The 22,322-nt window shown below is 58.5% G+C and carries 25 protein-coding genes and 1 pseudogene; 16 read left to right on the forward strand and 10 right to left on the reverse strand.

The window, feature by feature from the left end; translation table 11 throughout:
• Window positions 1-168: 168 nt before the first annotated feature.
• The 7 genes from ACTX90_RS18410 to ACTX90_RS18440 are packed head-to-tail and all read left to right on the forward strand — an operon-like array spanning window position 169 to window position 8,166.
• The gene (locus ACTX90_RS18410) at window positions 169-654 is read left to right on the forward strand and encodes a DUF6668 family protein (RefSeq protein ID WP_204677757.1); all 486 of its coding nucleotides are present in this window, start codon (window positions 169-171) and stop codon (window positions 652-654) included.
• A gap of 12 nt (window positions 655-666) precedes the next feature.
• Window positions 667-948, forward strand: coding sequence for a hypothetical protein (locus tag ACTX90_RS18415; protein ID WP_204677755.1), 282 nt, complete (start codon window positions 667-669; stop codon window positions 946-948).
• Window positions 949-985: 37 nt separating this feature from the next.
• The gene (locus tag ACTX90_RS18420) at window positions 986-1,705 is read left to right on the forward strand and encodes a DUF8175 domain-containg protein (protein ID WP_204677753.1); all 720 of its coding nucleotides are present in this window, start codon (window positions 986-988) and stop codon (window positions 1,703-1,705) included.
• Window positions 1,706-1,713: 8 nt separating this feature from the next.
• Window positions 1,714-3,291 carry a hypothetical protein gene (locus tag ACTX90_RS18425; protein ID WP_204677752.1) on the forward strand — a complete coding sequence of 526 codons (1,578 nt, stop codon included), beginning with the start codon at window positions 1,714-1,716 and terminating at the stop codon, window positions 3,289-3,291.
• 2 nt (window positions 3,292-3,293) lie between these two features.
• Window positions 3,294-4,805 carry an SCO6880 family protein gene (locus ACTX90_RS18430; RefSeq protein ID WP_204677750.1) on the forward strand — a complete coding sequence of 504 codons (1,512 nt, stop codon included), beginning with the start codon at window positions 3,294-3,296 and terminating at the stop codon, window positions 4,803-4,805.
• Window positions 4,805-6,436: a putative type IV secretion/conjugal transfer ATPase gene (locus ACTX90_RS18435; RefSeq protein WP_073708051.1), complete on the forward strand. Its 1,632-nt coding sequence runs from the start codon at window positions 4,805-4,807 to the stop codon at window positions 6,434-6,436. The genes ACTX90_RS18430 and ACTX90_RS18435 overlap by 1 nt, the downstream gene beginning before the upstream one ends.
• Window positions 6,436-8,166 (forward strand): type IV secretory system conjugative DNA transfer family protein, encoded by a 1,731-nt coding sequence (locus ACTX90_RS18440; protein WP_204677748.1) that lies wholly within the window; start codon window positions 6,436-6,438, stop codon window positions 8,164-8,166. Before ACTX90_RS18435 ends, ACTX90_RS18440 begins: the two co-directional genes overlap by 1 nt.
• Window positions 8,167-8,244: 78 nt before the next feature.
• Here ACTX90_RS18440 and ACTX90_RS18445 read toward each other — a convergent pair.
• The 5 genes from ACTX90_RS18445 to mobC all read right to left on the reverse strand — a co-directional run bounded on the left by ACTX90_RS18445 (window position 8,245) and on the right by mobC (window position 12,342).
• A protein-coding gene (locus tag ACTX90_RS18445; protein ID WP_239464072.1) for an IS5 family transposase occupies window positions 8,245-9,154 on the reverse strand; the annotation gives its coding sequence in 2 pieces (ribosomal slippage) (window positions 8,245-8,784 and window positions 8,786-9,154; 909 coding nt in all).
• A 46-nt stretch (window positions 9,155-9,200) separates the two neighbouring features.
• A complete protein-coding gene (locus ACTX90_RS18450; RefSeq protein ID WP_204677746.1) occupies window positions 9,201-9,617 on the reverse strand; it encodes a DUF4913 domain-containing protein in 417 nt (138 codons plus the stop codon).
• Entirely contained in the window at window positions 9,614-10,459 is an 846-nt protein-coding gene (locus tag ACTX90_RS18455) for a hypothetical protein (RefSeq protein ID WP_204677744.1), read from the reverse strand. Before ACTX90_RS18455 ends, ACTX90_RS18450 begins: the two co-directional genes overlap by 4 nt.
• Window positions 10,460-10,486: 27 nt before the next feature.
• Complete coding sequence (locus ACTX90_RS18460; RefSeq protein WP_204677742.1) at window positions 10,487-11,953, reverse strand: relaxase/mobilization nuclease domain-containing protein; 1,467 nt, start codon at window positions 11,951-11,953, stop codon at window positions 10,487-10,489.
• Window positions 11,950-12,342, reverse strand: coding sequence for a plasmid mobilization relaxosome protein MobC (gene mobC, locus ACTX90_RS18465; RefSeq protein ID WP_204677740.1), 393 nt, complete (start codon window positions 12,340-12,342; stop codon window positions 11,950-11,952). The genes ACTX90_RS18460 and mobC overlap by 4 nt, the downstream gene beginning before the upstream one ends.
• 260 nt (window positions 12,343-12,602) lie before the next feature.
• Here mobC and ACTX90_RS18470 point away from each other — a divergent pair, with 260 nt between their 5' ends.
• Entirely contained in the window at window positions 12,603-12,869 is a 267-nt protein-coding gene (locus ACTX90_RS18470) for a hypothetical protein (protein WP_128471520.1), read from the forward strand.
• A gap of 283 nt (window positions 12,870-13,152) precedes the next feature.
• Here the strand turns inward: ACTX90_RS18470 and ACTX90_RS18475 are convergent, their stop codons facing one another.
• The 4 genes from ACTX90_RS18475 to ACTX90_RS18490 all read right to left on the reverse strand — a co-directional run bounded on the left by ACTX90_RS18475 (window position 13,153) and on the right by ACTX90_RS18490 (window position 15,807).
• Entirely contained in the window at window positions 13,153-14,151 is a 999-nt protein-coding gene (locus ACTX90_RS18475; RefSeq protein ID WP_204677738.1) for a zeta toxin family protein, read from the reverse strand.
• A 26-nt stretch (window positions 14,152-14,177) separates the two neighbouring features.
• Window positions 14,178-14,636: a sugar-binding transcriptional regulator gene (locus ACTX90_RS18480; RefSeq protein ID WP_128471518.1), complete on the reverse strand. Its 459-nt coding sequence runs from the start codon at window positions 14,634-14,636 to the stop codon at window positions 14,178-14,180.
• Window positions 14,637-14,703: 67 nt separating this feature from the next.
• On the reverse strand, window positions 14,704-15,273 hold the full coding sequence (locus ACTX90_RS18485) for a recombinase family protein (RefSeq protein WP_204677785.1): 570 nt from the start codon (window positions 15,271-15,273) through the stop codon (window positions 14,704-14,706).
• Between the two features lie 135 nt (window positions 15,274-15,408).
• Window positions 15,409-15,807 carry a hypothetical protein gene (locus tag ACTX90_RS18490; RefSeq protein WP_204677736.1) on the reverse strand — a complete coding sequence of 133 codons (399 nt, stop codon included), beginning with the start codon at window positions 15,805-15,807 and terminating at the stop codon, window positions 15,409-15,411.
• A 96-nt stretch (window positions 15,808-15,903) separates the two neighbouring features.
• Between ACTX90_RS18490 and ACTX90_RS18495 the strand changes: the two genes are divergently transcribed.
• Together ACTX90_RS18495 and ACTX90_RS18500 are read left to right on the forward strand one after the other, a co-directional pair.
• A complete protein-coding gene (locus tag ACTX90_RS18495; protein ID WP_204677734.1) occupies window positions 15,904-16,209 on the forward strand; it encodes a type I restriction enzyme HsdR N-terminal domain-containing protein in 306 nt (101 codons plus the stop codon).
• Between the two features lie 39 nt (window positions 16,210-16,248).
• A complete protein-coding gene (locus ACTX90_RS18500) occupies window positions 16,249-17,013 on the forward strand; it encodes an IS6-like element IS6100 family transposase (RefSeq protein ID WP_001389365.1) in 765 nt (254 codons plus the stop codon).
• 53 nt (window positions 17,014-17,066) lie between these two features.
• Here the strand turns inward: ACTX90_RS18500 and intI1 are convergent.
• Window positions 17,067-17,663 (reverse strand): annotated as a pseudogene (gene intI1, locus ACTX90_RS18505) (class 1 integron integrase IntI1); the annotation flags it as partial.
• Window positions 17,664-17,808: 145 nt separating this feature from the next.
• On the opposite strand from intI1, the gene ACTX90_RS18510 reads away from it, so the two are divergent.
• The 6 genes from ACTX90_RS18510 (at window position 17,809) to ACTX90_RS18535 (ending at window position 22,183) form a co-directional block, all read left to right on the forward strand.
• On the forward strand, window positions 17,809-18,600 hold the full coding sequence (locus ACTX90_RS18510) for an ANT(3'')-Ia family aminoglycoside nucleotidyltransferase AadA2 (protein WP_001206356.1): 792 nt from the start codon (window positions 17,809-17,811) through the stop codon (window positions 18,598-18,600).
• A 75-nt stretch (window positions 18,601-18,675) separates the two neighbouring features.
• Entirely contained in the window at window positions 18,676-19,149 is a 474-nt protein-coding gene (gene dfrA1 / locus ACTX90_RS18515) for a trimethoprim-resistant dihydrofolate reductase DfrA1 (protein ID WP_092592735.1), read from the forward strand.
• Between the two features lie 191 nt (window positions 19,150-19,340).
• Window positions 19,341-19,688 carry a quaternary ammonium compound efflux SMR transporter QacE delta 1 gene (locus tag ACTX90_RS18520; RefSeq protein ID WP_000679427.1) on the forward strand — a complete coding sequence of 116 codons (348 nt, stop codon included), beginning with the start codon at window positions 19,341-19,343 and terminating at the stop codon, window positions 19,686-19,688.
• A complete protein-coding gene (sul1, locus tag ACTX90_RS18525; protein WP_000259031.1) occupies window positions 19,682-20,521 on the forward strand; it encodes a sulfonamide-resistant dihydropteroate synthase Sul1 in 840 nt (279 codons plus the stop codon). The genes ACTX90_RS18520 and sul1 overlap by 7 nt, the downstream gene beginning before the upstream one ends.
• Before the next feature lie 127 nt (window positions 20,522-20,648).
• The gene (locus ACTX90_RS18530; protein WP_000376623.1) at window positions 20,649-21,149 is read left to right on the forward strand and encodes a GNAT family N-acetyltransferase; all 501 of its coding nucleotides are present in this window, start codon (window positions 20,649-20,651) and stop codon (window positions 21,147-21,149) included.
• Between the two features lie 269 nt (window positions 21,150-21,418).
• Complete coding sequence (locus tag ACTX90_RS18535) at window positions 21,419-22,183, forward strand: IS6-like element IS6100 family transposase (protein ID WP_001389365.1); 765 nt, start codon at window positions 21,419-21,421, stop codon at window positions 22,181-22,183.
• Window positions 22,184-22,322: the final 139 nt, after the last annotated feature.

Consider the following 22,322-nt stretch of genomic DNA (forward strand, 5'->3'; position numbering starts at 1 on the left):
CTTACGGTTGATTACTTTACTGAGGTGAACCCGCATATGTCAGGGATCCCAAACCCTTTTGCGCCTACAAGACCAAATAAGACGCCTGATAGCGGTCATGACATCCGAGATGACCTTCTCGGCCATGACCTCATCGTCACCGGGCCCACTGCACCAGGACTGTCCCCCATGCTGGAAGCCCCATCTTCCCCGTGGCCGCACACTGATATTGGTCCCTTCGAAGGCCTGGCTGTCATGGGACTGCACGGCGGAGCAGGCGCCACCACCCTCAGCACCCTCCTTGGCGAATCCGCCCTGGACGTAGGCAGAGCATGGCCCCTCTCGCAAAGTACCCGGACCCAAGCCCCCTGGCCGCTTCCGGTGATCGCAGTCGCTCGCACCGACCACACCGGACTGTCCGCCGCGGACCGTTTCGTCCGCTCCTGGGCCAATCGCCAGCTTACCGGCTCCCAGCTCTCAGCCCTGGTGCTGATCGAAGCAGGGCCACGAACCAGTGACGCCCGCAAAAAAGCCACCAAGCGTCTGTTGCGCATGGTTCCCCGAGGCACCCATATCCCCTGGATGGACCCCTGGCTGGATGCCCCACCCGATCCGGCCCGGTTACCCGGGCGCATCAAGCGAATCATCAAACTCTTGAACACTCCCACCACATAGAGAGGCAAACACATGTTGCTGCAAACCCTGGCTTTCGGTATCGATCTGGCCGCCAGCATCCCCAACCCAACCCCGGAACAGCCACCAGGCACCGAAGGGTTTACCACGATCCTGAACTGGATCGCCTGGGCCGTGATCCTGCTCGGAGTAGCCGGATTCCTCGCCTCGGCAGGTTTCCTGGCCTTCGCGTCCTTCACCGGACGGGAAATCAACGGGTTCAAGGGACTGGTCATCTCGTTGATCGTCTGCATCCTGGCCATTAGCGCGGGAACGATCATCAACGTCTTCGTCTAAGCACCGGTGAACCGTCTAAGAGAAAGAGAAGATCCTCATGGCTGAAAATGATCCATTAGGCAGAAACTGGAAACTCTGGGGCGGTATCCTCGCCTTCATCGTGGTCATCGTGATCGCGGGGCTAGTCATCTTCCCCCGCGCCAGCTCTGAACCAGAAACAGCTCCGCCCGCTCCTGCCCCGTCGGTACCGGTTGAGACTGCTTCCCCGTCTTCCCCTTCGGATTCGCCTTCGGCTTCGGCTTCCAAGCCAGCCTCTGGGGACTGCCCTGCACTAAGTACCGACAGCTCGTTCCCGAACGATGCCCCGGCTACTGAATGGAAACGGCACCCTGCCGGGATGCTGCTTCCAGTATCGACGGAGCATGGGCCGGCGAAGATGGATGGGGATTTCTGGCGTTGTTTCAGCCACACACCATCTGGCGCAATTTTCGCAGGATTGACTCTACTCCTAGACATTTCGGGAGCCGGAATCATCGAAGCCGCAGTTGAATCACCAGAACGTGATCGACTTTTTGAGCAGTGGATGGCCCTGGAACAAACCTCCGAATACCCCGTAATCTCTGGCTACCGCATTATGGATAGCTCAGATGATGCTGCTTCTGTCGAATATATCGGCCCAGCGGGCAGTCAGTATGTTTCAACTCGTGTGGATCTTCTATGGGATGAAAATGCTAACGATTGGCGGCTGGATCTTTCATCCGGTGAACCGGCTTGGGACATTGCAACCGATCCCAGCGCGTATACCGATTTGAAGTAGGTGCAATTATGGCCGATTCAAAATGCCGTCCGTGGGATCTCATTTGCAAAGGCGGCGAAGGATTAAAGAATCTTGCTGATAGCGCGATTGCCGAGTTCATCAAGTCCATGTTTGACGGTGCTGTGGCCTTCATGTCACAGATCTCCACATTCTGGATGGACTCACCAAGCCCAGACGTGAACAACGCGGCAGTCATCAGCCTTCGAGAAGATATGTCCTGGTACGTTGCAGGGTTCGCCATTCTGGGATTCTTCCTCGGACTGATCAAGCTAGTCATGTCCCAAGATGTGAAGAACAGCCTGATCGGTTTGGCAACCCCAATCGTGAACCTGATTCTCGCCGCAACCGCCTACGCTGTCGGCATCGGGGTGCTGTTGACGGCTTCGGACGAGTTCTCCAAATGGATTGTGCAGCGATCCACCGGGGGCGAAGTGGACCTCACCCAAATGCTCCCCACCGTCTCGGCCCTCATCGCAAGCCCCGGCACCGCTTTTTTGCTGTATATCCTGTTGCTTCTAGGCTCCATCATCAACCTCCTGTTCATGTATTTTCGCGACGTGATGTTCCTGATCCTCTCAGCATTCATCGTCGTGCTGGCTGCGGCCAGTGGCTCCGAGCAGGGACGGCAAGCCTGGCGTAAAGCCAACGGCTGGCTGGTCGCCCTATTGTTGTTCAAACCCGTGGCGGCGGGAATTTACTCGCTGGGTCTGCGCATTCTTGCCCCGACCGGCACCCCAGAAGGACAAGAACCCTCAGTTCCGGAGGCGATGCATGCCACCCTCATTGCGTTGCTGATTATGTTGTTGGCGGCACTGGCGTTGCCTGCGTTGATCAAGTTCATTGTTCCTGCTGCCGGTGTTGGCGCGGGCGCATTCTCCGGCGGTGCAGCGCTGGGCGCTGGTGTCACGCTCGCAGCCGGTGCCGCAGTTCTCGCGGGAACTGGTGGCGCGGGCGCGGCGGCCGCAGCAGCCGGGAAGGGCGCTGCAACAACGACACAAGGAGCCTCAACATCAGCTTCCACGGCAGCAGCCGGGAAAGGTGCTGAGTCTTCCGCCGTTACTGGAAGTTCCAGCAGTGGCGCAGGAACAACGGGAGGCGGTTCTAGTGCTTCGGACACTGTGAGCGGTGGCAGCGCTTCCTCGGGTGACGGCACTGGATCTGCCGGTGCCGGATCTACCGGTGCCGGATCTGCCGGTGCCGGATCAACCGGCAGCAGTTCCAGCAGCACCGGATCTGCCGGTGCCGGATCAACCGGCAGCAGTTCCAGCAGCACCGGATCTGCCGGTGCGGGATCTACCGGTGCGGGATCTACCGGCGGTACTTCCAGCAGCACCGGATCTACCGGAACCGGGTCTACTTCTTCTACCTCTACCCCCGCTCCTTCGGGGGCCAGTTCCTCAGATTCCGGCAACGCATCCCAAACCGCGGGCGGGAAAGACCCAGGCTCAAGCACCCCACCTTCCGGTGGCCCCTCAGGAGCAAAAGCACCAAACAAGCTCAACGAGGCAATGCAGAAAATGGGCGACGTTAAAGGCATCGCCAACGGGGCAAATCCCAGCAAGCTTGTAGACGAGGACGGCGAATAATCATGGCCATCACAGATACGCGTATCGAACCGAACACCTTCGGCAACCTGACCGTGCCGCGCCGCTCAGGCTTGCTGGGCCTGTCCATGGGCCAAAGCCTCATGCTGGTGCCCATCGTCCTGATCGTCATTGTCACCGCAGCGCGCGGCTGGATCATGGCCGCTGTCATCATCGCCCTGGCCACCATCCTCGGTGCCGTGCTGCTTCTGGTCACAAAGAAACAAGGCCGTTCAATCTATGGGAGACTCATGCTTCGTCTAGCGCAGCGGCAGAAGGTCGCATCCAAAAAGCACGTTTATCTTTCCGGCCCTACCGGGTTCACCCCCGATGGGCAGGTACGCTTGCCCGGTCTGATGGCAAAGTCCCAGCTGACTGAATCCATGGACTCCTACGGCAACCCCTTCGGGCTGATCCGCCTCTCCTCCCGTGGCCACCACAACTACTCCGTGGTGCTCGAATGCTTCCCCAACGGGGATAATCTCATTGACCAGGCCGACGTGGATAACCAGGTGGCGCACTGGGCGAACTGGCTGACCCAACGCGGCCTGGACGAGGGAATCCGCGGCGCTTCGGTCACCATCGAATCCTCCCAGGACTCGGGCCTGCGGCTGCAAAAGCTGTTGGCTGATAACCACCGCGAGGACGCACCCGAGTTCGCCAAGCAGGTCGTGGAACGCATCGCGCAGACTGATAACTCCGCTGCTCCCGAGGTCGTAGCCCGCATTACCCTGACCTTTGACGGCCGCCGCCTTGATGGCAAGGCCGGGGATCGGGGCATGGAAGAGATGGCCGAGGAAATCGGCAACAAGCTCCCCGGCATCATTTCCGGGCTGGCCAACACCGGAGCCGGAGCAGTACGCCCTAACACGGCCCAGGAAATCATCGACTTCACCCGCGTCGCCTATGACCCGACCACCGCTGTCGCCGTGGAAGAAGCGCAAGCTGCTGGCGGCACCGGCCTGGCGTGGGAGGATGCTGGCCCATCGTTCGCGTTAGACGCATTCGACCATTACCGGCACGACCGGGCCGTGTCGAAGTCCTGGACGATGTATGAAGGCCCGCGCGGCGCTTTCATGTCCAACTCACTGGCCCGCCTCACCGCCCCCAGCGAGGGGGCACTGCGCAAGCGCGTGACCCTGCTGTACCGTCCGATCCCAGCGGATCAGACCTCCACCGTGGTGGAGAACGAGCAGAAAGATGCGATGTTCTCCGGCTCCCAGCAGCGCGTGTCCGTGCGTGCCCGCCAGCGTTTGGCGGCAGCGCAGAAAACAGCCCAGGAAGAAGCGTTGGGTTCCGGGTTGACCCGGTTCGGGCTGATCATCACGATCAGCGTCAAGGATCAGGCGGAACTGAAGAAGTTCGACCGCACCGTTCCCGGCCTGGTGTCCCACGCGAAACTGCGGGTACGCGAAGCGTTGGCGAACCAGGCAGTGACCTTCCAGGCTGGCTTGCCTTTGGGCATGGTGGTGCCTGATCACATGATGATCCCCGACGAGATTAAGACGTGGTTCTAATGACTCCCCTGAAACTCTCGAAGAAACGCCAGCACACTAGCCCTGAGGATCTGGCGCTCTCACATCTCACCGAGTCCCATAGCCTCACCCTGTCCAAGCGCGACGTGGCCCGTTTGGAACGCTCTGCGAAGAAGGCAGCACCCAAGCCAGCCAAGGAACCAGGCTTGCTTTCCCGCCTGCTGGCCGAAGGTGCCCAGTCCCGGCATGTCCCAGGCGATGCGGGCTGGAACCGCCGTGGCGGCGGGCCGGTGAACTACATCGAAAACCCGGTAGAGATTCAAGGCTCAGCCGTCCAAGTGTGCGGGTTCTGGCCCTTCGTCAACGGTGCCGGATTGCCGACCATTGGTGCCCCGTTGGGCCGCCATCTGCTGCGCAACACCCTGGTGACCGGCGACCCGATTTCCTGGTTCCTCAACGGCATCATTTCCAACCCGTCCGCGTTCATCCTCGGCCAGCCAGGACTAGGCAAGACCTCGCTGGTGCACCGCCTCTTGGCAGTGCTCTCCGCCTGGGGTGTGGTGCCGATGATCCTGGCCGACTCCCGCCCTGATTATGTGCCGCATATCCGCGCCCTGGGCGGGCAGGTCATCACCTTCTCCCCCGGCCAGGGGCACCTGAACCCCTTGGATCTTGGGCCGCTGGTGGCCAGCTTGAACGAGATCGACGACGAAAAAGCGCGGGACATTGCGATCCAGGAGATGATCAGCCGCCGCCGCTCCCTGATGGAAGGCATCGCCTCGATGATGCTGGGCCGGCCTTTGAAGCCGCACGAATCCACCTGCCTGTCGGTGGCGATCAACGAACTCGATCCCGAGCTGCGTCGCGCGCCGTTGATCGGTGATCTGGTCGATTTCATTCGTTCCCGGCCTGAGGTGCTGCGCCAGAACGTGCTGGCCTACGATGATGACCACGAATACGATCAGCGGCTCCAAGCGCTGCTGGACGCACTGATCAATCTCGGCCCTTCCGGCGCGTACGGGGACATGTTCGCCAAGCCTTCGGATGCGCATATCACTCCCGGCGTGCCGGTGGTGTTCGACATTTCCGGGGTCAACGAGAACGACTCAGTGTTGGTCGCTGCCGTACAGTCCTTGTGCTGGAACCTCGGCTCAGCCACCGTCTCTGCCGAGCAGCACCTGGCGGCAGCGGGAAAACGCCAGCGGCGCACCTACTTCCTGGTCATGGACGAGCTGTGGCGCATCCTGCGCGCCAGCGATGACATGGTGCACTTCATCGACACCATCACCCGCCTGAATCGCGGGCGAGGTATCGGGCAGGTCATGATCACCCACACCATGAACGACCTCAGACTGTCCAAGGACTACTTGACGGCCACCGCGTGGGGGTTCGTGGAACGCTCCGCGCTAGTGTTCCTGGGCGGGCTGGCACCGTCGGAAATGGGCAACCTGGAAGAAGTGTTCGCCCTGTCCAGTAAGGAAAAAGCGTTGATGACCGACTGGACCGGTGAAGCCGTGGTTGATCCGAAAACCAACAAGGCATCCCGCCGCCCTGGTGCAGGGCACTTCATCATGAAGGTCGGCAAGAATCCTGGTACCCCGTTCGTAACGCAACTCACCGATCTGGAATTCGAGATCTCTGATACCAACCGGGCGTGGGAGATGGTCAAATAATGTTCAACGCCGATCCGCGCTCAGGGCGCAAGAACCAACCAGCCAACGACGACACTCTATGGATGGTTGGCGGCGGCATCCTCACCTTAGGCATCATGGGTGTGCTGCTGTGGTCGCTTGGGGCGATCCTCGATCCCACGGTGGAGAACTCATCGAATAATCCGGTGCAGATCCTCATGGATCAATCACGCGGCTACCTGCCCGTGGGCGGGCTGCAAATCGCTGTGTTCGCCCTCGGCCTGCTGCTCCTGCTGGCGGTCATCGTGATGCTCGTGGTGGTGTGGCGGCGCAGCCGGGGCACCAGCTCCCGCATTGATCACCTGGCCAAGGAAATGGCTCACGCCAAGGACTTCAAGAGCCTGGAAGAACCAGCGGCCCGCGCCGACGCGGAACGCCTCGGAGCACAAAAAGCCGGTATAGGCGTACCTCTAGCCAAACTGGTAAACAACAAGGCTAGCTTGTTTGCTTCCTACGAATGGGTGCAGATCTGGTTGATGGGGCCACGTGCCGGTAAGACCTCGTGCGTGTGTGTCCCGCAGATCCTGGAAACCGGCGGGCCGGTGCTGGCCACCTCGAACAAGCGCGACATTGTGGACATGACTCGTGGCCCGCGCGCCCGCGTGGGCACCGTCTGGGTTCACGACGTGCAGGGAATCATCGGTGAAGAACCTTCCTGGTGGTGGAACCCGCTCTCCTTCGTGACCGATATGAAAACTGCGGTCAAGCTGGCCGATGTGTTTATTGCTTCGGAAACCTCAGCCGGTGCCAAGTCCGACGCGTACTTTGAATCGGATGGCAAGCGCCTGCTGTCTCATTTCCTGTTTGCTGCGGCGATTGCCAACCGGCCGATCACCGACGTGTTCGCGTGGGCGCAAGATCCCGAGGACAAAACCGCACGAGACCTGCTGGACGAGCACGGGTACCAGGATTTCTCCTCCGCTCTCTGGCAGATCCAAGGACTGACCCCCAAGCAGCGTGATGGCGTGTATGGCACGATGCGCCCATGGATCACGGTGCTTTCCTACGAGGAAGTCACCCCTTGGATTCGCCCGAATGGGAACTTTGCCCGTCCCGAATTCGATCACCGCAAATTCGCAACGAGCACCGATACCTTGTATCTGGTTTCCAAGGAAGGTGCGGGCACGGCCCGCGCCATCACCGCCGCATTGGTGATGGCCGTGATGGATTCCGCCGAAAAGACTGCCGCCGCGCTGCCCGGTGGCCGGCTAACAACACCGATGATGGCCGTACTCGATGAGGCGGCGAACGTGGTGCGTTGGCGCGAGCTGCCCGACGTGTACTCGCACTACGGTTCACGCGGCATCGTGGTGTCCACGTTCTTCCAGTCCTACAAGCAAGGCGTGGAAGCCTACGGGCAAGACGGCATGGATAAGCTCTGGGGCGCATCGAATATCCGCGTTGCCGGATCTGGCCTGTCTGACGATAAGTTCCTGCCGTATCTGGAAAAGCTGATCGGTGCCCGCGACGTGCTCAAACGCTCGTCCAGCACCAGTGGCCGCAACGGTCGCTCCGTGTCCAGCTCGATGCAGCGTGAATCCATTCTGGAAGTCTCAGACCTTGGCGCACTGCCTAGAGGCCGTGCCATCATTACCGGCTCTGGCATTCCCGCCGGACTGCTCGAACTCGTGCACTTCTCCCAAAAGCCCTATGGCCAAGATGTGAAGCTGTCCCAGGACTACTACGAGAACGTGGAGAAATTCGTTCAGTAGCCACCCGTCAACAATGAAAGGTGCCAACACCCAATGGGTGTTGGCACCTTTCGCTTGCATGGAACTAGGGCGTGTCTCTTATATCCGTAGCCAGACCAGAATCGCTGCCAACACCACTCCCGCACGATACGTGACCGCAAGCTTGTCATAACGAGTCGCAAGCCCCCGCCACTGCTTCATCAATCCAAACGCCCGCTCGACCACGTTGCGATCTTTATACTTCTCAGCATCGAACCCCGGCGGGCGCCCACCCGCGCGACCCCTACGCTTCCTGGCAGCGATCTCGTTAGATTTCTCCGGAATCACAGCAGTGATGCCCCGCTTACGCAGGTACGTGCGGTTCACTCGTGACGTGTAACCACGATCAGCAAGCAGCGACTCGGGGCGCGTCCGCGCGTTCCCCGACCCGGTTCTTGGCACTCGAATATCGCCGATTACTTCCTGGAGCATCGCGCCGTCGTGACGTTGCCCACCCGTGACCACAATCGATAATGGGCGGCCATGCCCATCGACCGCGAAATGCACCTTCGTGCTCAACCCTCCGCGCGATCTCCCTATCCCATGACCTTCCGGTTCAACCTCGCATAACGGCAGATTCTTGTAATTCGATAGAGCCCCCTGTGTCCTGGTCCGGACGCGGAAGGTTCGTGCCGTGCTGGTGAGCACGGCTGATCGTCGCGTCAATCGACACGTTCCAGTCAATATCACCTACGGCATCGGCCTCGGCGAGGATGTGCGCGAATACGCGGTCCCAGGTGCCGTCGGTTGCGTAGCGGCGATGCCGCTTCCAGACGGTCTGCCAAGGGCCATACCGGTCAGGGAGATCACGCCACGGGATTCCGGTCCGGTAACGGTAGATGATGCCTTCTACGACGCGGCGGTTGTCACTGAAGGGACGGCCTTTACGGCCTTCGTTCGATGGCAGGAGTGGTTCGACTCGTTCCCATTGCGCATTCGTGAACTGCGTAAATCTAGACCTTTGTGCCACGACTCAATCATGGCGCGTGCACACAACTAGATTTAGGAGACACGCCCTAGTTCACGGACTCCCTGATTTCCTCAGGCATGCCCTGGACTGGCCACTGCTCTGGCACGTCCTCGCGCACCGGCGGGTCGTAATCCCAGAACGGGCCATCTGGTGAAGTCAGCTCCCCCATCAACGGATAGAAGTAATCGCGCATGTACGAAGCCATGCCGGTAGCGCCCTCCCACCGCATTTTTTCGAAGCTCAACCACAACGAGGTGATCAGCGTGATCGCTTCTTCATAACGCCACCATTCAGGATCCCACCGGAACTCCCCCTTATTCAGCCGCCGCCGGAAGTTGGGCAAAGCCCACCCGGTGAGCCATTCCTCTTCCGTCTCAAAAGCTAACGGGTGCTCCGCATCCTCGCCCTGTCCTTCATCGGCTGGTGCGGACTGTTCCAGGTGTTCATCATTGATGAAGCTCACCGAGTCACCTCCGCGCTCTGTCCACGCTTTCGTGCTTGCCCGCTGCCATGCTGCGCTGCCGGCCTGCTCGATGTACCGAAGCGCACCGCTTCACCGGGCTTGGTGGGGAATCCGTGGACGGCCCTCGCTCGGGCGAGCACGGCCGCCGCAGTCTTAGATCCCTGCCCCATATCATCCGGATGCACGCTGGCACCGGTCGCATGCTGCGTTTCGGGCCTGCCCAAACTCGGCGCGTTGACTGCTTCGCGGCCTTCGGCAGCATCACGATCCCGAGCATCAAGCTGGGTTTCGCCTTCTGCTTGTTCAGCTTTGTCCAGATGCCCTTCGGCAGCTTCTTCACGGGCCTGGGATTGTTCTTCCTTCGCCTCAGCCTGGGTGGAAGCTTCTGGTGCGTCGTGGCCGCGTTCTGCGTTCGCTTCATGGTCTAGTCGGGCGCTGGCTTGGTAGTCATCGATGGCATTGCGCAACGCCTGGTAGCGTTCCATGGGCGACTGGGGATGGTTCTTGTAAATGTCCTCGATATTGATTCCCAGCGCGTTGCGCAGCCGATCCGATCCGGCCATGAATGCTTTCGAGGCATCGGGATGGCGGGCCGACAGTTCCGAGGCCACGGTCATCCGGTCAGCGATTTGCTGGGAACTCATTTTCACGAAATCCGGTGAAGCCATGTCCTTCTTCAACAGCGAGGCGACCTGCTGCTGCAACCGGTGAGCTTGGGCTTCGGGGTCTTGGTTCGCCGCGCGCCGGTCGGCGGCTTCTTTGACCTGCATCGCAGCGCCCAGGGCCATGCGCAGCACACGGCCGAACTCCATCGAAATATCTGATTCTTCGTCGTTTTCCATGTCCTGCACTCTCCCATCTCTGTTCGGTCACCGGCCTAAGCCGTGATCCCGATCTTTCTTGGTCATTCGCGCACCCGGCTGCGCCACCGCATGAGCCGGTAGACGCTGCTCGGCATCTCGTACAATCTTCTCCGCCATCGCCACGACCTGCTGCGCAGCCTGGGCCAGTTGCGGACGTTCGGAGGCCATGCGGCCCTGCATCATCACCCGCGACAAGCGGTTAGCCTGGCGCAGCACCGCCATCCAGCCCTGCTCCGCAGAACGCGAACCGAAACGCGACGATAAACGCGCAGCGTAAGCACGGTTGCCCATGCCCTGCCCAGCCCTGGCCATGTGCGTGCTCAACCGTGCCAAGCTGCCAGGCTTGTTCCCTTCCAGCTCCAACGACAACCGCGCGTAGATGTTCGCCAAGGTATCCGGCCCAAGCTGTCCGCCATTCAACTTCGCGGAAGTGGACTGCGACAAATCGAACGCCCGGTAACCGGACGCGCGCTGCACCCGAGCACTGCTGTGGCGGTCAGCCAAGAACTGTTCCGCCTCGCGCACCCCAGCCCCGTTGAAACGCGCCTTGATGGATGGCCACCCAAGACTGCGATCCAGCTTTGACGGCGCGTACCACACTGCCTGATCCTCACCGGATTTCGTTCCCAAAGACACCTTGTAACCGGTGACGCGAGACGTGGAATCCTTGGCGAAATGCGGGGCAACCTGCACCCCCATCTGAGGCAGCTGGCGAATGAAATCATCAGCACTCGACGAGCTTGCCAGTGCCGCGCGCATGCGGCGGGAAATCTCCACCCGATCCGATACCGCGTAGCTTTCACGGGCTGCCCGTTCGCGCTCCGCTGGCTTCTCTCCCGACAAGCCTTGCTGCTGCGTCACCGAGGATTCAAGGGCACGCAAGTTGTATTCGTTTTCCAGCTCGCGGCAGGCGACCTGGGCACGATGGAAATCGTTGTGGGTATTCGCTTTGGTGCCGTCCTCGCGCACCATCTGAACCACCAGATGAATGTGGTCGTTGCCGTTCTTCGAAGCCCCGTGATGCACTGCAACCCAGCGCGAGGACTTCGCACCGTCCGGGTCAATGAAACCCATCTTTTCAACGAAGGCTTCTGCGATGCTCTTCCATTGCGCATCAGACACCGATCCTTCGGACTCGGCCAATGACAACGAGCAGTGCCACACATGCGTTGGCGTCGATCCGACCTTGATCTTCTTGCCCTGTTCATCGGTCAAGAACCCGCCGGCAACGTCATCTTTCGCGTACACCGGCTTGGCCACTTCGGTGCCGTGCAGCTTGCGCGGGGCATCCAGAATCTCGGCAATCTCAAACGCATCATACTTCGACAATTCAACGCCCGGAGCGTAAGCGAAAGTCACGCGGTCATCGCCAGCGATTAGCCGCTGGTTCTCGTGCTCATTGGAACGTCCAGGGCCAACCAGGTAGTTCATCAACCCGGCCATACGGCCGCCGCGAGTAACGTTCGGAATCATGCCGGATCACCAACGATCTTCAACGACTCCAAAACCTCGTCAATACGTTTCACGGTTTCCCGCAGATGCTCCAACGAATCGTGCAGCTCGCCCTTGATTTCACCGGTCGCATTCGCGGCCCTGGCGATCTGGTTGATGTTGTTCCCCGCAGCAGCAAGGCCACGCTGCAACAAGAACAGCGACGTGATCAGCTCATGACGTTCGGCGGCAGTCTCACCACGAGACTGCGACAACGTTGACTCCACCAACAACCGAGGAACAGACACGCCAACTTCGTCGGCCATGACCTGCAACGCCAGGTTCTGCTCCACGGTCAGCTTCACCTCGCGGCGCACCGAACGGCCACCGGCCGCATTCGGCTGGCGCTTGCGCGAATCGAAACGAGCCATGCGAACCAACCTCCCGCCCAGTGCAACGCCAATCGACCTAACAAGGTCAATTGTCCCACCCGCAGAATCGAAGATCAAGGATACAAGCAACTTAGCCGTGCTAAGTCTATAGCTTGCTCCGCCTCTTCGGCGGGGCACTTCGTCTTTAGTAAGTGCAACATGCGTTGGCATAAGAAGATGCCCGCGCTACGCTGGAAGCATCACAAGTTCGCCAGATCGGCCTAGCCGAAGTAGCCCAGTCCTATCGGAAGGTTCAAGCCATGAGTGACGCAGCAAGCCGCATCCTCGAACAGCTCCAAGCGCAAAACGACCTGCGCATGCAAGCCGCTAACGACATCGCCCAAGCCGTTGCCGCGCGTGTGGAAGCCGAGCAGCAGCTGGAACAAGCTAAGGCCGCCGAAAAGCAAGCTTTCGCCGCTGCATTGAAGAAGGGATGGACGCAAACCGAGCTGAACAAAATTGGCTCCCCATCCCGTCGCCGGCCTCGCAAAAAAGCCGACCAAACGACTGCACCAGCAGAGAGCTAAACGAGCACATAGCAATGGGCCGGCACTCACCCAAAGGTGAGTGCCGGCCCATTTTTTAAACCTGGTTACGTCAGGTAGCCTCCTGCCCACATGGGCACGAAAAAAGCCCTCCCGCTCCGCTGCTTTTTTCGCACACATGATGGACAGCAGGAACCAATCGACCGCCCGCACACAAGCCACTAGCTGCGGTACCTGAGTTCACTTACGACGAGTGATCGCGGCCCGTGCACGGCCTCTAGTAATGGCAACCCGCCAGGATAAAGCTCCCTGAATCGTTCGGACTTTATTCTCCGATTCCAGTACCTCGATCCCGACCGGATCGATTAGACTTCCCGATAGTTTTCGGCACCCCGTGGCCCTTGGGAAAACCTTGCCGTGCCGTCGCTGCACGACGCGCCATGAGCTTGCCATCCTGCTTCACTTGATCAATCTCAGGGATCGCAGAACCTCGACGGAACTGCTTGAAACTGGCAACCCCCTTGCCGTTCTCAGCCAACCACCTTGCCGCTTCCTCGGTAGCAGACTTGCCCTCCGGCGTTACCAAATTATTCGCAAAATCAGATGGCACCGGACGGCCGCCAAGCTGACTCTCTCCGCGTTCAAAAGCATCGCGCCCGGCCTGCCACCGGCCATAAATTCCGGCCTTGGACTCCTCGAATGAGGCCTGCACACTCACCACATCGTAGGTGTAGCCGCGCTTGTCCAAAGTAGCGGCAACTTCCTGCGCCGACCCTTGCGATTTGAGCACCGTATCAATGACATAGTTCGTGCCGTCCTTGCGCAAGTCTTTCTGTAGCTTGGCGCTGAGCATGGACGACTCTTCATGCACCAACGCAGCAAACTCCATTGGAGCGAACTTGTGCCCCTGGGCTTCAAGCTCTTTCACCAATGGCGTTTTCAGACGATCCAGGTTTCCGCTATCCAGCTCGTGCTGGATGATCTTCTCCTTGAAAATATCCGGGTCGCACTGAACGTAACCAGGAACATCATTCAAGCGTTCGCGCTGCACAGTGCCTTTGCCAGCTCCGGGCGGCCCAGCCATCACAATAGCTTTTCCCTCGTGCTTGATTTCTCCGCGCTTAGCAGAGTCCTCAACCACTTCTTGCATCCACTTCTTGTGCAAGAGTTCCCGTTCCGATGTGGCACGAGGCCGCGATCCGCTTTGGATGAAATACTGCCCTTGTCTGATCGTCGAGTATGCCCCGCGCGGATTCATATCAGGATCAGCCAGCACCTGGCGCAGGGCCGCGTAATGTCGTTCTATTGATTCGTCGTTAGCCAACGATCCGCCCTTCGGTTGCTCGCCGCCTAATCGGCCGTCTTCGTCAACACTTCATCGTAAGTAGCTGCATCAATCAGCTCATGCCGCAGCGCGTCGCCTACTTCTTCCCACGTACCGTCCAGGCTCTCTTCGTACTCACCATACTCGTTCGCCCAAGGGGTCGGCTTGTACGGCCACGCGACCAGCACACGCACCAGCTCCTCACGGTCGATAAACCCGGCCGCGTACCGCTGGCACACCTCATAAGGACTTGCAGCGTTGAACTCGCCCACCACTTCCGGTACCGCCTGGGCACGCTGCAACGCCTTCGCCACCGCTGGCTGAGACATGCCCAGCAGCGCCGCCATCTCTTTCTGAGTCATGCCGCCCGCAGCAGCCTTCAAAGTCCGCTTATAGTCCAGCGAATCAACTTCCATACGCTGCCGAGCTTTCAGCAGCCGCGCACGCATTTCATCATGCTGCGGACGTTCCATCAACTGGCTCATAACAACCTCCTAAACCTCAAAATAGAAATTCCTTCACTTCCAATATAACATTAGTTATATTTCTGAATCAACGATTTTCGCTCGATAACGAACGGTAAATACTCGCTGCACTGACACCAAGAATCTTGCCGATCTGCGCATAACTCTTCCCCTCTTCGCGCAGCTGCCGCGCCGTGTCGATGCGGTCTGCATCCATGACGCGCGGCCGGCCTCCGACCCGGCCCTGGGCGCGCGCATGCGCCAAACCCCGGCGGGTGTTCTCCCGGATCATAGAAACGCGCAGCTGCGCCATAACCGCCATGATGCCCACAATGGCTTCGCCCATCGGCGTAGATATGTCCACGTCCAAAAACGGCTCAGTAAGACTTTTGATCCTCACGCCACGCTCCCCCAGCTCGCGGATAATCTCAATGGCCATTCGCTCTTCACCGGCCACGCGATCCAGGGCACGGATGATCAGCGTATCCCCCGGCTTCAATTGCTCCTTGCACGCCACCCACTGCGGCCGCGCAGCCTCCCTGCTCGACTCCCCACGGTCAGTAAATATCTGCCCTGCTCCGGCCGCGCGCAGCTCGGCCGCCTGCGACTCCGGGTTCTGCTCGCGCGTACTAACTCGCGCATATCCAATGACTGCCATATCAAAAACGGTACACAGCCAGGTTGTGCAATGAATCAGTTTTGAAAGACGTTTCTGAAACAAAAAACCCCGGCGTGTCGCCGGGGTTCGCTGCGCGTTTCAATAACGACCGTTTTAGATCACTTCGCTGGCGACCTAAAACACCTGCTTTTTCATAACACTGCTTGGCGCAATGAGCTCAAACACGAGGCATAAAATTAATCCAGCGACAGCAAGAGTGACAGTCAATGCATTGTTAGGTAGTGCATTCGCGAAAATAAATACGAACCCAACGGATAACGCGAGGCCGGCGACCCTCCAAAGGATTTTCATTACCTGACCATTTTGTGCTGTGGCCCGTATGAGGCCCATGAAAAATACGCTTGGGAAAAAATAGATTACAGCCAGGGCATCTGCGGGCCTTCCTAATAAGATCAACGGCAATGGAAGCGTCATAGCAACTATCGCAACTACAAATAAAATCATTAGCGACAAGTTGCGCTTAGTTCCATCACTTTTTGCAGAATCTTCAGGTACTGCAGAAAAAGTATTCATGCTTTCCAGTATCCCTGATTCTTTCTCCCGTACTGGCAATGGTGAACGCACGTATATTGTTCATCATTCAATGCTGGACAAAGTAGAGTTTGATCTATGGTTGAACTCGCTGACTTGGTAGAACAGTACGGTGCATTAGCGAAAGACTTGCTCAATGGCCCTGGTGAGCCGGAAGCGGCTTTGTCGCAGCCAGTGACAGAGCTGATAACCGGAATATCAAGTGACCTTCTCAGCCTTAAAACGGTGATGCATAAAGAAGTACGTGAAGATTCCGGCACGGTTCGGCCTGACTATGGGGCACGAGTTAACGGGCTCATGACAGGGCATATAGAGCTGAAAAAGCCTGGCACTTCTCTTGATCCCACGACCTACGCCAAAACGGCTCTGTTGCAAAAATCGTGAAGCTTGAGCATGCTTGGCGGAGATTGGACGGACGGAACGATGACGGATTTCAAGTGGCGCCATTTCCAGGGTGATGTGATCCTGTGGGCGGTGCGCTGGTATTGTCGCTATCCGATCAGCTATCGCGACCTTGAGGAAATGCTGGCGGAACGCGGCATTTCGGTCGACCATACGACGATCTATCGCTGGGTCCAGTGCTACGCCCCGGAGATGGAGAAGCGGCTGCGCTGGTTCTGGCGGCGTGGCTTTGATCCGAGCTGGCGCCTGGATGAAACCTACGTCAAGGTGCGGGGCAAGTGGACCTACCTGTACCGGGCAGTCGACAAGCGGGGCGACACGATCGATTTCTACCTGTCGCCGACCCGCAGCGCCAAGGCAGCGAAGCGGTTCCTGGGCAAGGCCCTGCGAGGCCTGAAGCACTGGGAAAAGCCTGCCACGCTCAATACCGACAAAGCGCCGAGCTATGGTGCAGCGATCACCGAATTGAAGCGCGAAGGAAAGCTGGACCGGGAGACGGCCCACCGGCAGGTGAAGTATCTCAATAACGTGATCGAGGCCGATCACGGAAAGCTCAAGATACTGATCAAGCCGGTGCGCGGTTTCAAATCGATCCCCACGGCCTATGCCACGATCAAGGGATTCGAAGTCATGCGAGCCCTGCGCAAAGGACAGGCTCGCCCCTGGTGCCTGCAGCCCGGCATCAGGGGCGAGGTGCGCCTTGTGGAGAGAGCTTTTGGCATTGGGCCCTCGGCGCTGACGGAGGCCATGGGCATGCTCAACCACCATTTCGCAGCAGCCGCCTGATCGGCGCAGAGCGACAGCCTACCTCTGACTGCCGCCAATCTTTGCAACAGAGCCCACCATGCCCGTGCACGCGACAGCTGCTCGCGCAGGCTGGGTGCCAAGCTCTCGGGTAACATCAAGGCCCGATCCTTGGAGCCCTTGCCCTCCCGCACGATGATCGTGCCGTGATCGAAATCCAGATCCTTGACCCGCAGTTGCAAACCCTCACTGATCCGCATGCCCGTTCCATACAGAAGCTGGGCGAACAAACGATGCTCGCCTTCCAGAAAACCGAGGATGCGAACCACTTCATCCGGGGTCAGCACCACCGGCAAGCGCCGCGACGGCCGAGGTCTTCCGATCTCCTGAAGCCAGGGCAGATCCGTGCACAGCACCTTGCCGTAGAAGAACAGCAAGGCCGCCAATGCCTGACGATGCGTGGAGACCGAAACCTTGCGCTCGTTCGCCAGCCAGGACAGAAATGCCTCGACTTCGCTGCTGCCCAAGGTTGCCGGGTGACGCACACCGTGGAAACGGATGAAGGCACGAACCCAGTGGACATAAGCCTGTTCGGTTCGTAAACTGTAATGCAAGTAGCGTATGCGCTCACGCAACTGGTCCAGAACCTTGACCGAACGCAGCGGTGGTAACGGCGCAGTGGCGGTTTTCATGGCTTGTTATGACTGTTTTTTTGTACAGTCTATGCCTCGGGCATCCAAGCAGCAAGCGCGTTACGCCGTGGGTCGATGTTTGATGTTATGGAGCAGCAACGATGTTACGCAGCAGGGCAGTCGCCCTAAAACAAAGTTAGACATCATGAGGGAAGCGGTGACCATCGAAATTTCGAACCAACTATCAGAGGTGCTAAGCGTCATTGAGCGCCATCTGGAATCAACGTTGCTGGCCGTGCATTTGTACGGCTCCGCAGTGGATGGCGGCCTGAAGCCATACAGCGATATTGATTTGTTGGTTACTGTGGCCGTAAAGCTTGATGAAACGACGCGGCGAGCATTGCTCAATGATCTTATGGAGGCTTCGGCTTTCCCTGGCGAGAGCGAGACGCTCCGCGCTATAGAAGTCACCCTTGTCGTGCATGACGACATCATCCCGTGGCGTTATCCGGCTAAGCGCGAGCTGCAATTTGGAGAATGGCAGCGCAATGACATTCTTGCGGGTATCTTCGAGCCAGCCATGATCGACATTGATCTAGCTATCCTGCTTACAAAAGCAAGAGAACATAGCGTTGCCTTGGTAGGTCCGGCAGCGGAGGAATTCTTTGACCCGGTTCCTGAACAGGATCTATTCGAGGCGCTGAGGGAAACCTTGAAGCTATGGAACTCGCAGCCCGACTGGGCCGGCGATGAGCGAAATGTAGTGCTTACGTTGTCCCGCATTTGGTACAGCGCAATAACCGGCAAAATCGCGCCGAAGGATGTCGCTGCCGACTGGGCAATAAAACGCCTACCTGCCCAGTATCAGCCCGTCTTACTTGAAGCTAAGCAAGCTTATCTGGGACAAAAAGAAGATCACTTGGCCTCACGCGCAGATCACTTGGAAGAATTTATTCGCTTTGTGAAAGGCGAGATCATCAAGTCAGTTGGTAAATGATGTCTAACAATTCGTTCAAGCCGACCGCGCTACGCGCGGCGGCTTAACTCCGGCGTTAACCTCTGAGGAAGAATTGTGAAACTATCACTAATGGTAGCTATATCGAAGAATGGAGTTATCGGGAATGGCCCTGATATTCCATGGAGTGCCAAAGGTGAACAGCTCCTGTTTAAAGCTATTACCTATAACCAATGGCTGTTGGTTGGACGCAAGACTTTTGAATCAATGGGAGCATTACCCAACCGAAAGTATGCGGTCGTAACACGTTCAAGTTTTACATCTGACAATGAGAACGTATTGATCTTTCCATCAATTAAAGATGCTTTAACCAACCTAAAGAAAATAACGGATCATGTCATTGTTTCAGGTGGTGGGGAGATATACAAAAGCCTGATCGATCAAGCAGATACACTACATATATCTACAATAGACATCGAGCCGGAAGGTGATGTTTACTTTCCTGAAATCCCCAGCAATTTTAGGCCAGTTTTTACCCAAGACTTCGCCTCTAACATAAATTATAGTTACCAAATCTGGCAAAAGGGTTAACAAGTGGCAGCAACGGATTCGCAAACCTGTCACGCCTTTTGTACCAAAAGCCGCGCCAGGTTTGCGATCCGCTGTGCCAGGCGTTAGATGCACTAAGCACATAATTGCTCACAGCCAAACTATCAGGTCAAGTCTGCTTTTATTATTTTTAAGCGTGCATAATAAGCCCTACACAAATTGGGAGATATATCATGAAAGGCTGGCTTTTTCTTGTTATCGCAATAGTTGGCGAAGTAATCGCAACATCCGCATTAAAATCTAGCGAGGGCTTTACTAAGCTTGCCCCTTCCGCCGTTGTCATAATCGGTTATGGCATCGCATTTTATTTTCTTTCTCTGGTTCTGAAATCCATCCCTGTCGGTGTTGCTTATGCAGTCTGGTCGGGACTCGGCGTCGTCATAATTACAGCCATTGCCTGGTTGCTTCATGGGCAAAAGCTTGATGCGTGGGGCTTTGTAGGTATGGGGCTCATAATTGCTGCCTTTTTGCTCGCCCGATCCCCATCGTGGAAGTCGCTGCGGAGGCCGACGCCATGGTGACGGTGTTCGGCATTCTGAATCTCACCGAGGACTCCTTCTTCGATGAGAGCCGGCGGCTAGACCCCGCCGGCGCTGTCACCGCGGCGATCGAAATGCTGCGAGTCGGATCAGACGTCGTGGATGTCGGACCGGCCGCCAGCCATCCGGACGCGAGGCCTGTATCGCCGGCCGATGAGATCAGACGTATTGCGCCGCTCTTAGACGCCCTGTCCGATCAGATGCACCGTGTTTCAATCGACAGCTTCCAACCGGAAACCCAGCGCTATGCGCTCAAGCGCGGCGTGGGCTACCTGAACGATATCCAAGGATTTCCTGACCCTGCGCTCTATCCCGATATTGCTGAGGCGGACTGCAGGCTGGTGGTTATGCACTCAGCGCAGCGGGATGGCATCGCCACCCGCACCGGTCACCTTCGACCCGAAGACGCGCTCGACGAGATTGTGCGGTTCTTCGAGGCGCGGGTTTCCGCCTTGCGACGGAGCGGGGTCGCTGCCGACCGGCTCATCCTCGATCCGGGGATGGGATTTTTCTTGAGCCCCGCACCGGAAACATCGCTGCACGTGCTGTCGAACCTTCAAAAGCTGAAGTCGGCGTTGGGGCTTCCGCTATTGGTCTCGGTGTCGCGGAAATCCTTCTTGGGCGCCACCGTTGGCCTTCCTGTAAAGGATCTGGGTCCAGCGAGCCTTGCGGCGGAACTTCACGCGATCGGCAATGGCGCTGACTACGTCCGCACCCACGCGCCTGGAGATCTGCGAAGCGCAATCACCTTCTCGGAAACCCTCGCGAAATTTCGCAGTCGCGACGCCAGAGACCGAGGGTTAGATCATGCCTAGCATTCACCTTCCGGCCGCCCGCTAGCGGACCCTGGTCAGGTTCCGCGAAGGTGGGCGCAGACATGCTGGGCTCGTCAGGATCAAACTGCACTATGAGGCGGCGGTTCATACCGCGCCAGGGGAGCGAATGGACAGCGAGGAGCCTCCGAACGTTCGGGTCGCCTGCTCGGGTGATATCGACGAGGTTGTGCGGCTGATGCACGACGCTGCGGCGTGGATGTCCGCCAAGGGAACGCCCGCCTGGGACGTCGCGCGGATCGACCGGACATTCGCGGAGACCTTCGTCCTGAGATCCGAGCTCCTAGTCGCGAGTTGCAGCGACGGCATCGTCGGCTGTTGCACCTTGTCGGCCGAGGATCCCGAGTTCTGGCCCGACGCCCTCAAGGGGGAGGCCGCATATCTGCACAAGCTCGCGGTGCGACGGACACATGCGGGCCGGGGTGTCAGCTCCGCGCTGATCGAGGCTTGCCGCCATGCCGCGCGAACGCAGGGGTGCGCCAAGCTGCGGCTCGACTGCCACCCGAACCTGCGTGGCCTATACGAGCGGCTCGGATTCACCCACGTCGACACTTTCAATCCCGGCTGGGATCCAACCTTCATCGCAGAACGCCTAGAACTCGAAATCTAACGTCCGTTCGGGCATCGAGGTCCATGTCGGGGTGGGACGGGCCCGTGGCTTCAAGATCACTTGCAGTCCGACCGCGATGTCTTGGTTGCGCGAGAGGTTGTCGATATGGCTCTGTTGCAAAAATCGTGAAGCTTGAGCATGCTTGGCGGAGATTGGACGGACGGAACGATGACGGATTTCAAGTGGCGCCATTTCCAGGGTGATGTGAGGCTCTGTTGCAAAAATCGTGAAGCTTGAGCATGCTTGGCGGAGATTGGACGGACGGAACGATGACGGATTTCAAGTGGCGCCATTTCCAGGGTGATGTGATCCTGTGGGCGGTGCGCTGGTATTGTCGCTATCCGATCAGCTATCGCGACCTTGAGGAAATGCTGGCGGAACGCGGCATTTCGGTCGACCATACGACGATCTATCGCTGGGTCCAGTGCTACGCCCCGGAGATGGAGAAGCGGCTGCGCTGGTTCTGGCGGCGTGGCTTTGATCCGAGCTGGCGCCTGGATGAAACCTACGTCAAGGTGCGGGGCAAGTGGACCTACCTGTACCGGGCAGTCGACAAGCGGGGCGACACGATCGATTTCTACCTGTCGCCGACCCGCAGCGCCAAGGCAGCGAAGCGGTTCCTGGGCAAGGCCCTGCGAGGCCTGAAGCACTGGGAAAAGCCTGCCACGCTCAATACCGACAAAGCGCCGAGCTATGGTGCAGCGATCACCGAATTGAAGCGCGAAGGAAAGCTGGACCGGGAGACGGCCCACCGGCAGGTGAAGTATCTCAATAACGTGATCGAGGCCGATCACGGAAAGCTCAAGATACTGATCAAGCCGGTGCGCGGTTTCAAATCGATCCCCACGGCCTATGCCACGATCAAGGGATTCGAAGTCATGCGAGCCCTGCGCAAAGGACAGGCTCGCCCCTGGTGCCTGCAGCCCGGCATCAGGGGCGAGGTGCGCCTTGTGGAGAGAGCTTTTGGCATTGGGCCCTCGGCGCTGACGGAGGCCATGGGCATGCTCAACCACCATTTCGCAGCAGCCGCCTGATCGGCGCAGAGCGACAGCCTACCTCTGACTGCCGCCAATCTTTGCAACAGAGCCCGCAGACACGCCGTTGACCAGCACGTATACCCTTGGCGTCTCATCGGATGCATCATTGACTCATTGGATGCAACCGCGGAACGAG

The sequence above is a fragment of the Glutamicibacter soli genome (genome assembly GCF_052322135.1).
Taxonomy (GTDB): domain Bacteria; phylum Actinomycetota; class Actinomycetes; order Actinomycetales; family Micrococcaceae; genus Glutamicibacter; species Glutamicibacter soli.

Bases quoted from the DNA above. Each gene is read 5' to 3' on its own strand.
- mobC (WP_204677740.1), bottom strand. From the start codon at position 12,342: ATGGCTCGTTTCGATTCGCGCAAGCGCCAGCCGAATGCGGCCGGTGGC.
- ACTX90_RS18530 (WP_000376623.1), top strand. From the start codon at position 20,649: ATGGACAGCGAGGAGCCTCCGAACGTTCGGGTCGCCTGCTCGGGTGAT.
- ACTX90_RS18415 (WP_204677755.1), top strand. From the start codon at position 667: ATGTTGCTGCAAACCCTGGCTTTCGGTATCGATCTGGCCGCCAGCATC.
- ACTX90_RS18410 (WP_204677757.1), top strand. From the start codon at position 169: ATGCTGGAAGCCCCATCTTCCCCGTGGCCGCACACTGATATTGGTCCC.
- ACTX90_RS18510 (WP_001206356.1), top strand. From the start codon at position 17,809: ATGAGGGAAGCGGTGACCATCGAAATTTCGAACCAACTATCAGAGGTG.
- ACTX90_RS18480 (WP_128471518.1), bottom strand. From the start codon at position 14,636: ATGAGCCAGTTGATGGAACGTCCGCAGCATGATGAAATGCGTGCGCGG.
- ACTX90_RS18435 (WP_073708051.1), top strand. From the start codon at position 4,805: ATGACTCCCCTGAAACTCTCGAAGAAACGCCAGCACACTAGCCCTGAG.
- ACTX90_RS18420 (WP_204677753.1), top strand. From the start codon at position 986: ATGGCTGAAAATGATCCATTAGGCAGAAACTGGAAACTCTGGGGCGGT.
- ACTX90_RS18490 (WP_204677736.1), bottom strand. From the start codon at position 15,807: ATGAATACTTTTTCTGCAGTACCTGAAGATTCTGCAAAAAGTGATGGA.
- ACTX90_RS18440 (WP_204677748.1), top strand. From the start codon at position 6,436: ATGTTCAACGCCGATCCGCGCTCAGGGCGCAAGAACCAACCAGCCAAC.
- ACTX90_RS18470 (WP_128471520.1), top strand. From the start codon at position 12,603: ATGAGTGACGCAGCAAGCCGCATCCTCGAACAGCTCCAAGCGCAAAAC.
- ACTX90_RS18495 (WP_204677734.1), top strand. From the start codon at position 15,904: ATGGTTGAACTCGCTGACTTGGTAGAACAGTACGGTGCATTAGCGAAA.
- ACTX90_RS18535 (WP_001389365.1), top strand. From the start codon at position 21,419: ATGACGGATTTCAAGTGGCGCCATTTCCAGGGTGATGTGATCCTGTGG.
- sul1 (WP_000259031.1), top strand. From the start codon at position 19,682: ATGGTGACGGTGTTCGGCATTCTGAATCTCACCGAGGACTCCTTCTTC.
- ACTX90_RS18430 (WP_204677750.1), top strand. From the start codon at position 3,294: ATGGCCATCACAGATACGCGTATCGAACCGAACACCTTCGGCAACCTG.
- ACTX90_RS18460 (WP_204677742.1), bottom strand. From the start codon at position 11,953: ATGATTCCGAACGTTACTCGCGGCGGCCGTATGGCCGGGTTGATGAAC.
- ACTX90_RS18425 (WP_204677752.1), top strand. From the start codon at position 1,714: ATGGCCGATTCAAAATGCCGTCCGTGGGATCTCATTTGCAAAGGCGGC.
- ACTX90_RS18500 (WP_001389365.1), top strand. From the start codon at position 16,249: ATGACGGATTTCAAGTGGCGCCATTTCCAGGGTGATGTGATCCTGTGG.
- ACTX90_RS18520 (WP_000679427.1), top strand. From the start codon at position 19,341: ATGAAAGGCTGGCTTTTTCTTGTTATCGCAATAGTTGGCGAAGTAATC.
- ACTX90_RS18455 (WP_204677744.1), bottom strand. From the start codon at position 10,459: ATGGAAAACGACGAAGAATCAGATATTTCGATGGAGTTCGGCCGTGTG.
- ACTX90_RS18485 (WP_204677785.1), bottom strand. From the start codon at position 15,273: ATGGCAGTCATTGGATATGCGCGAGTTAGTACGCGCGAGCAGAACCCG.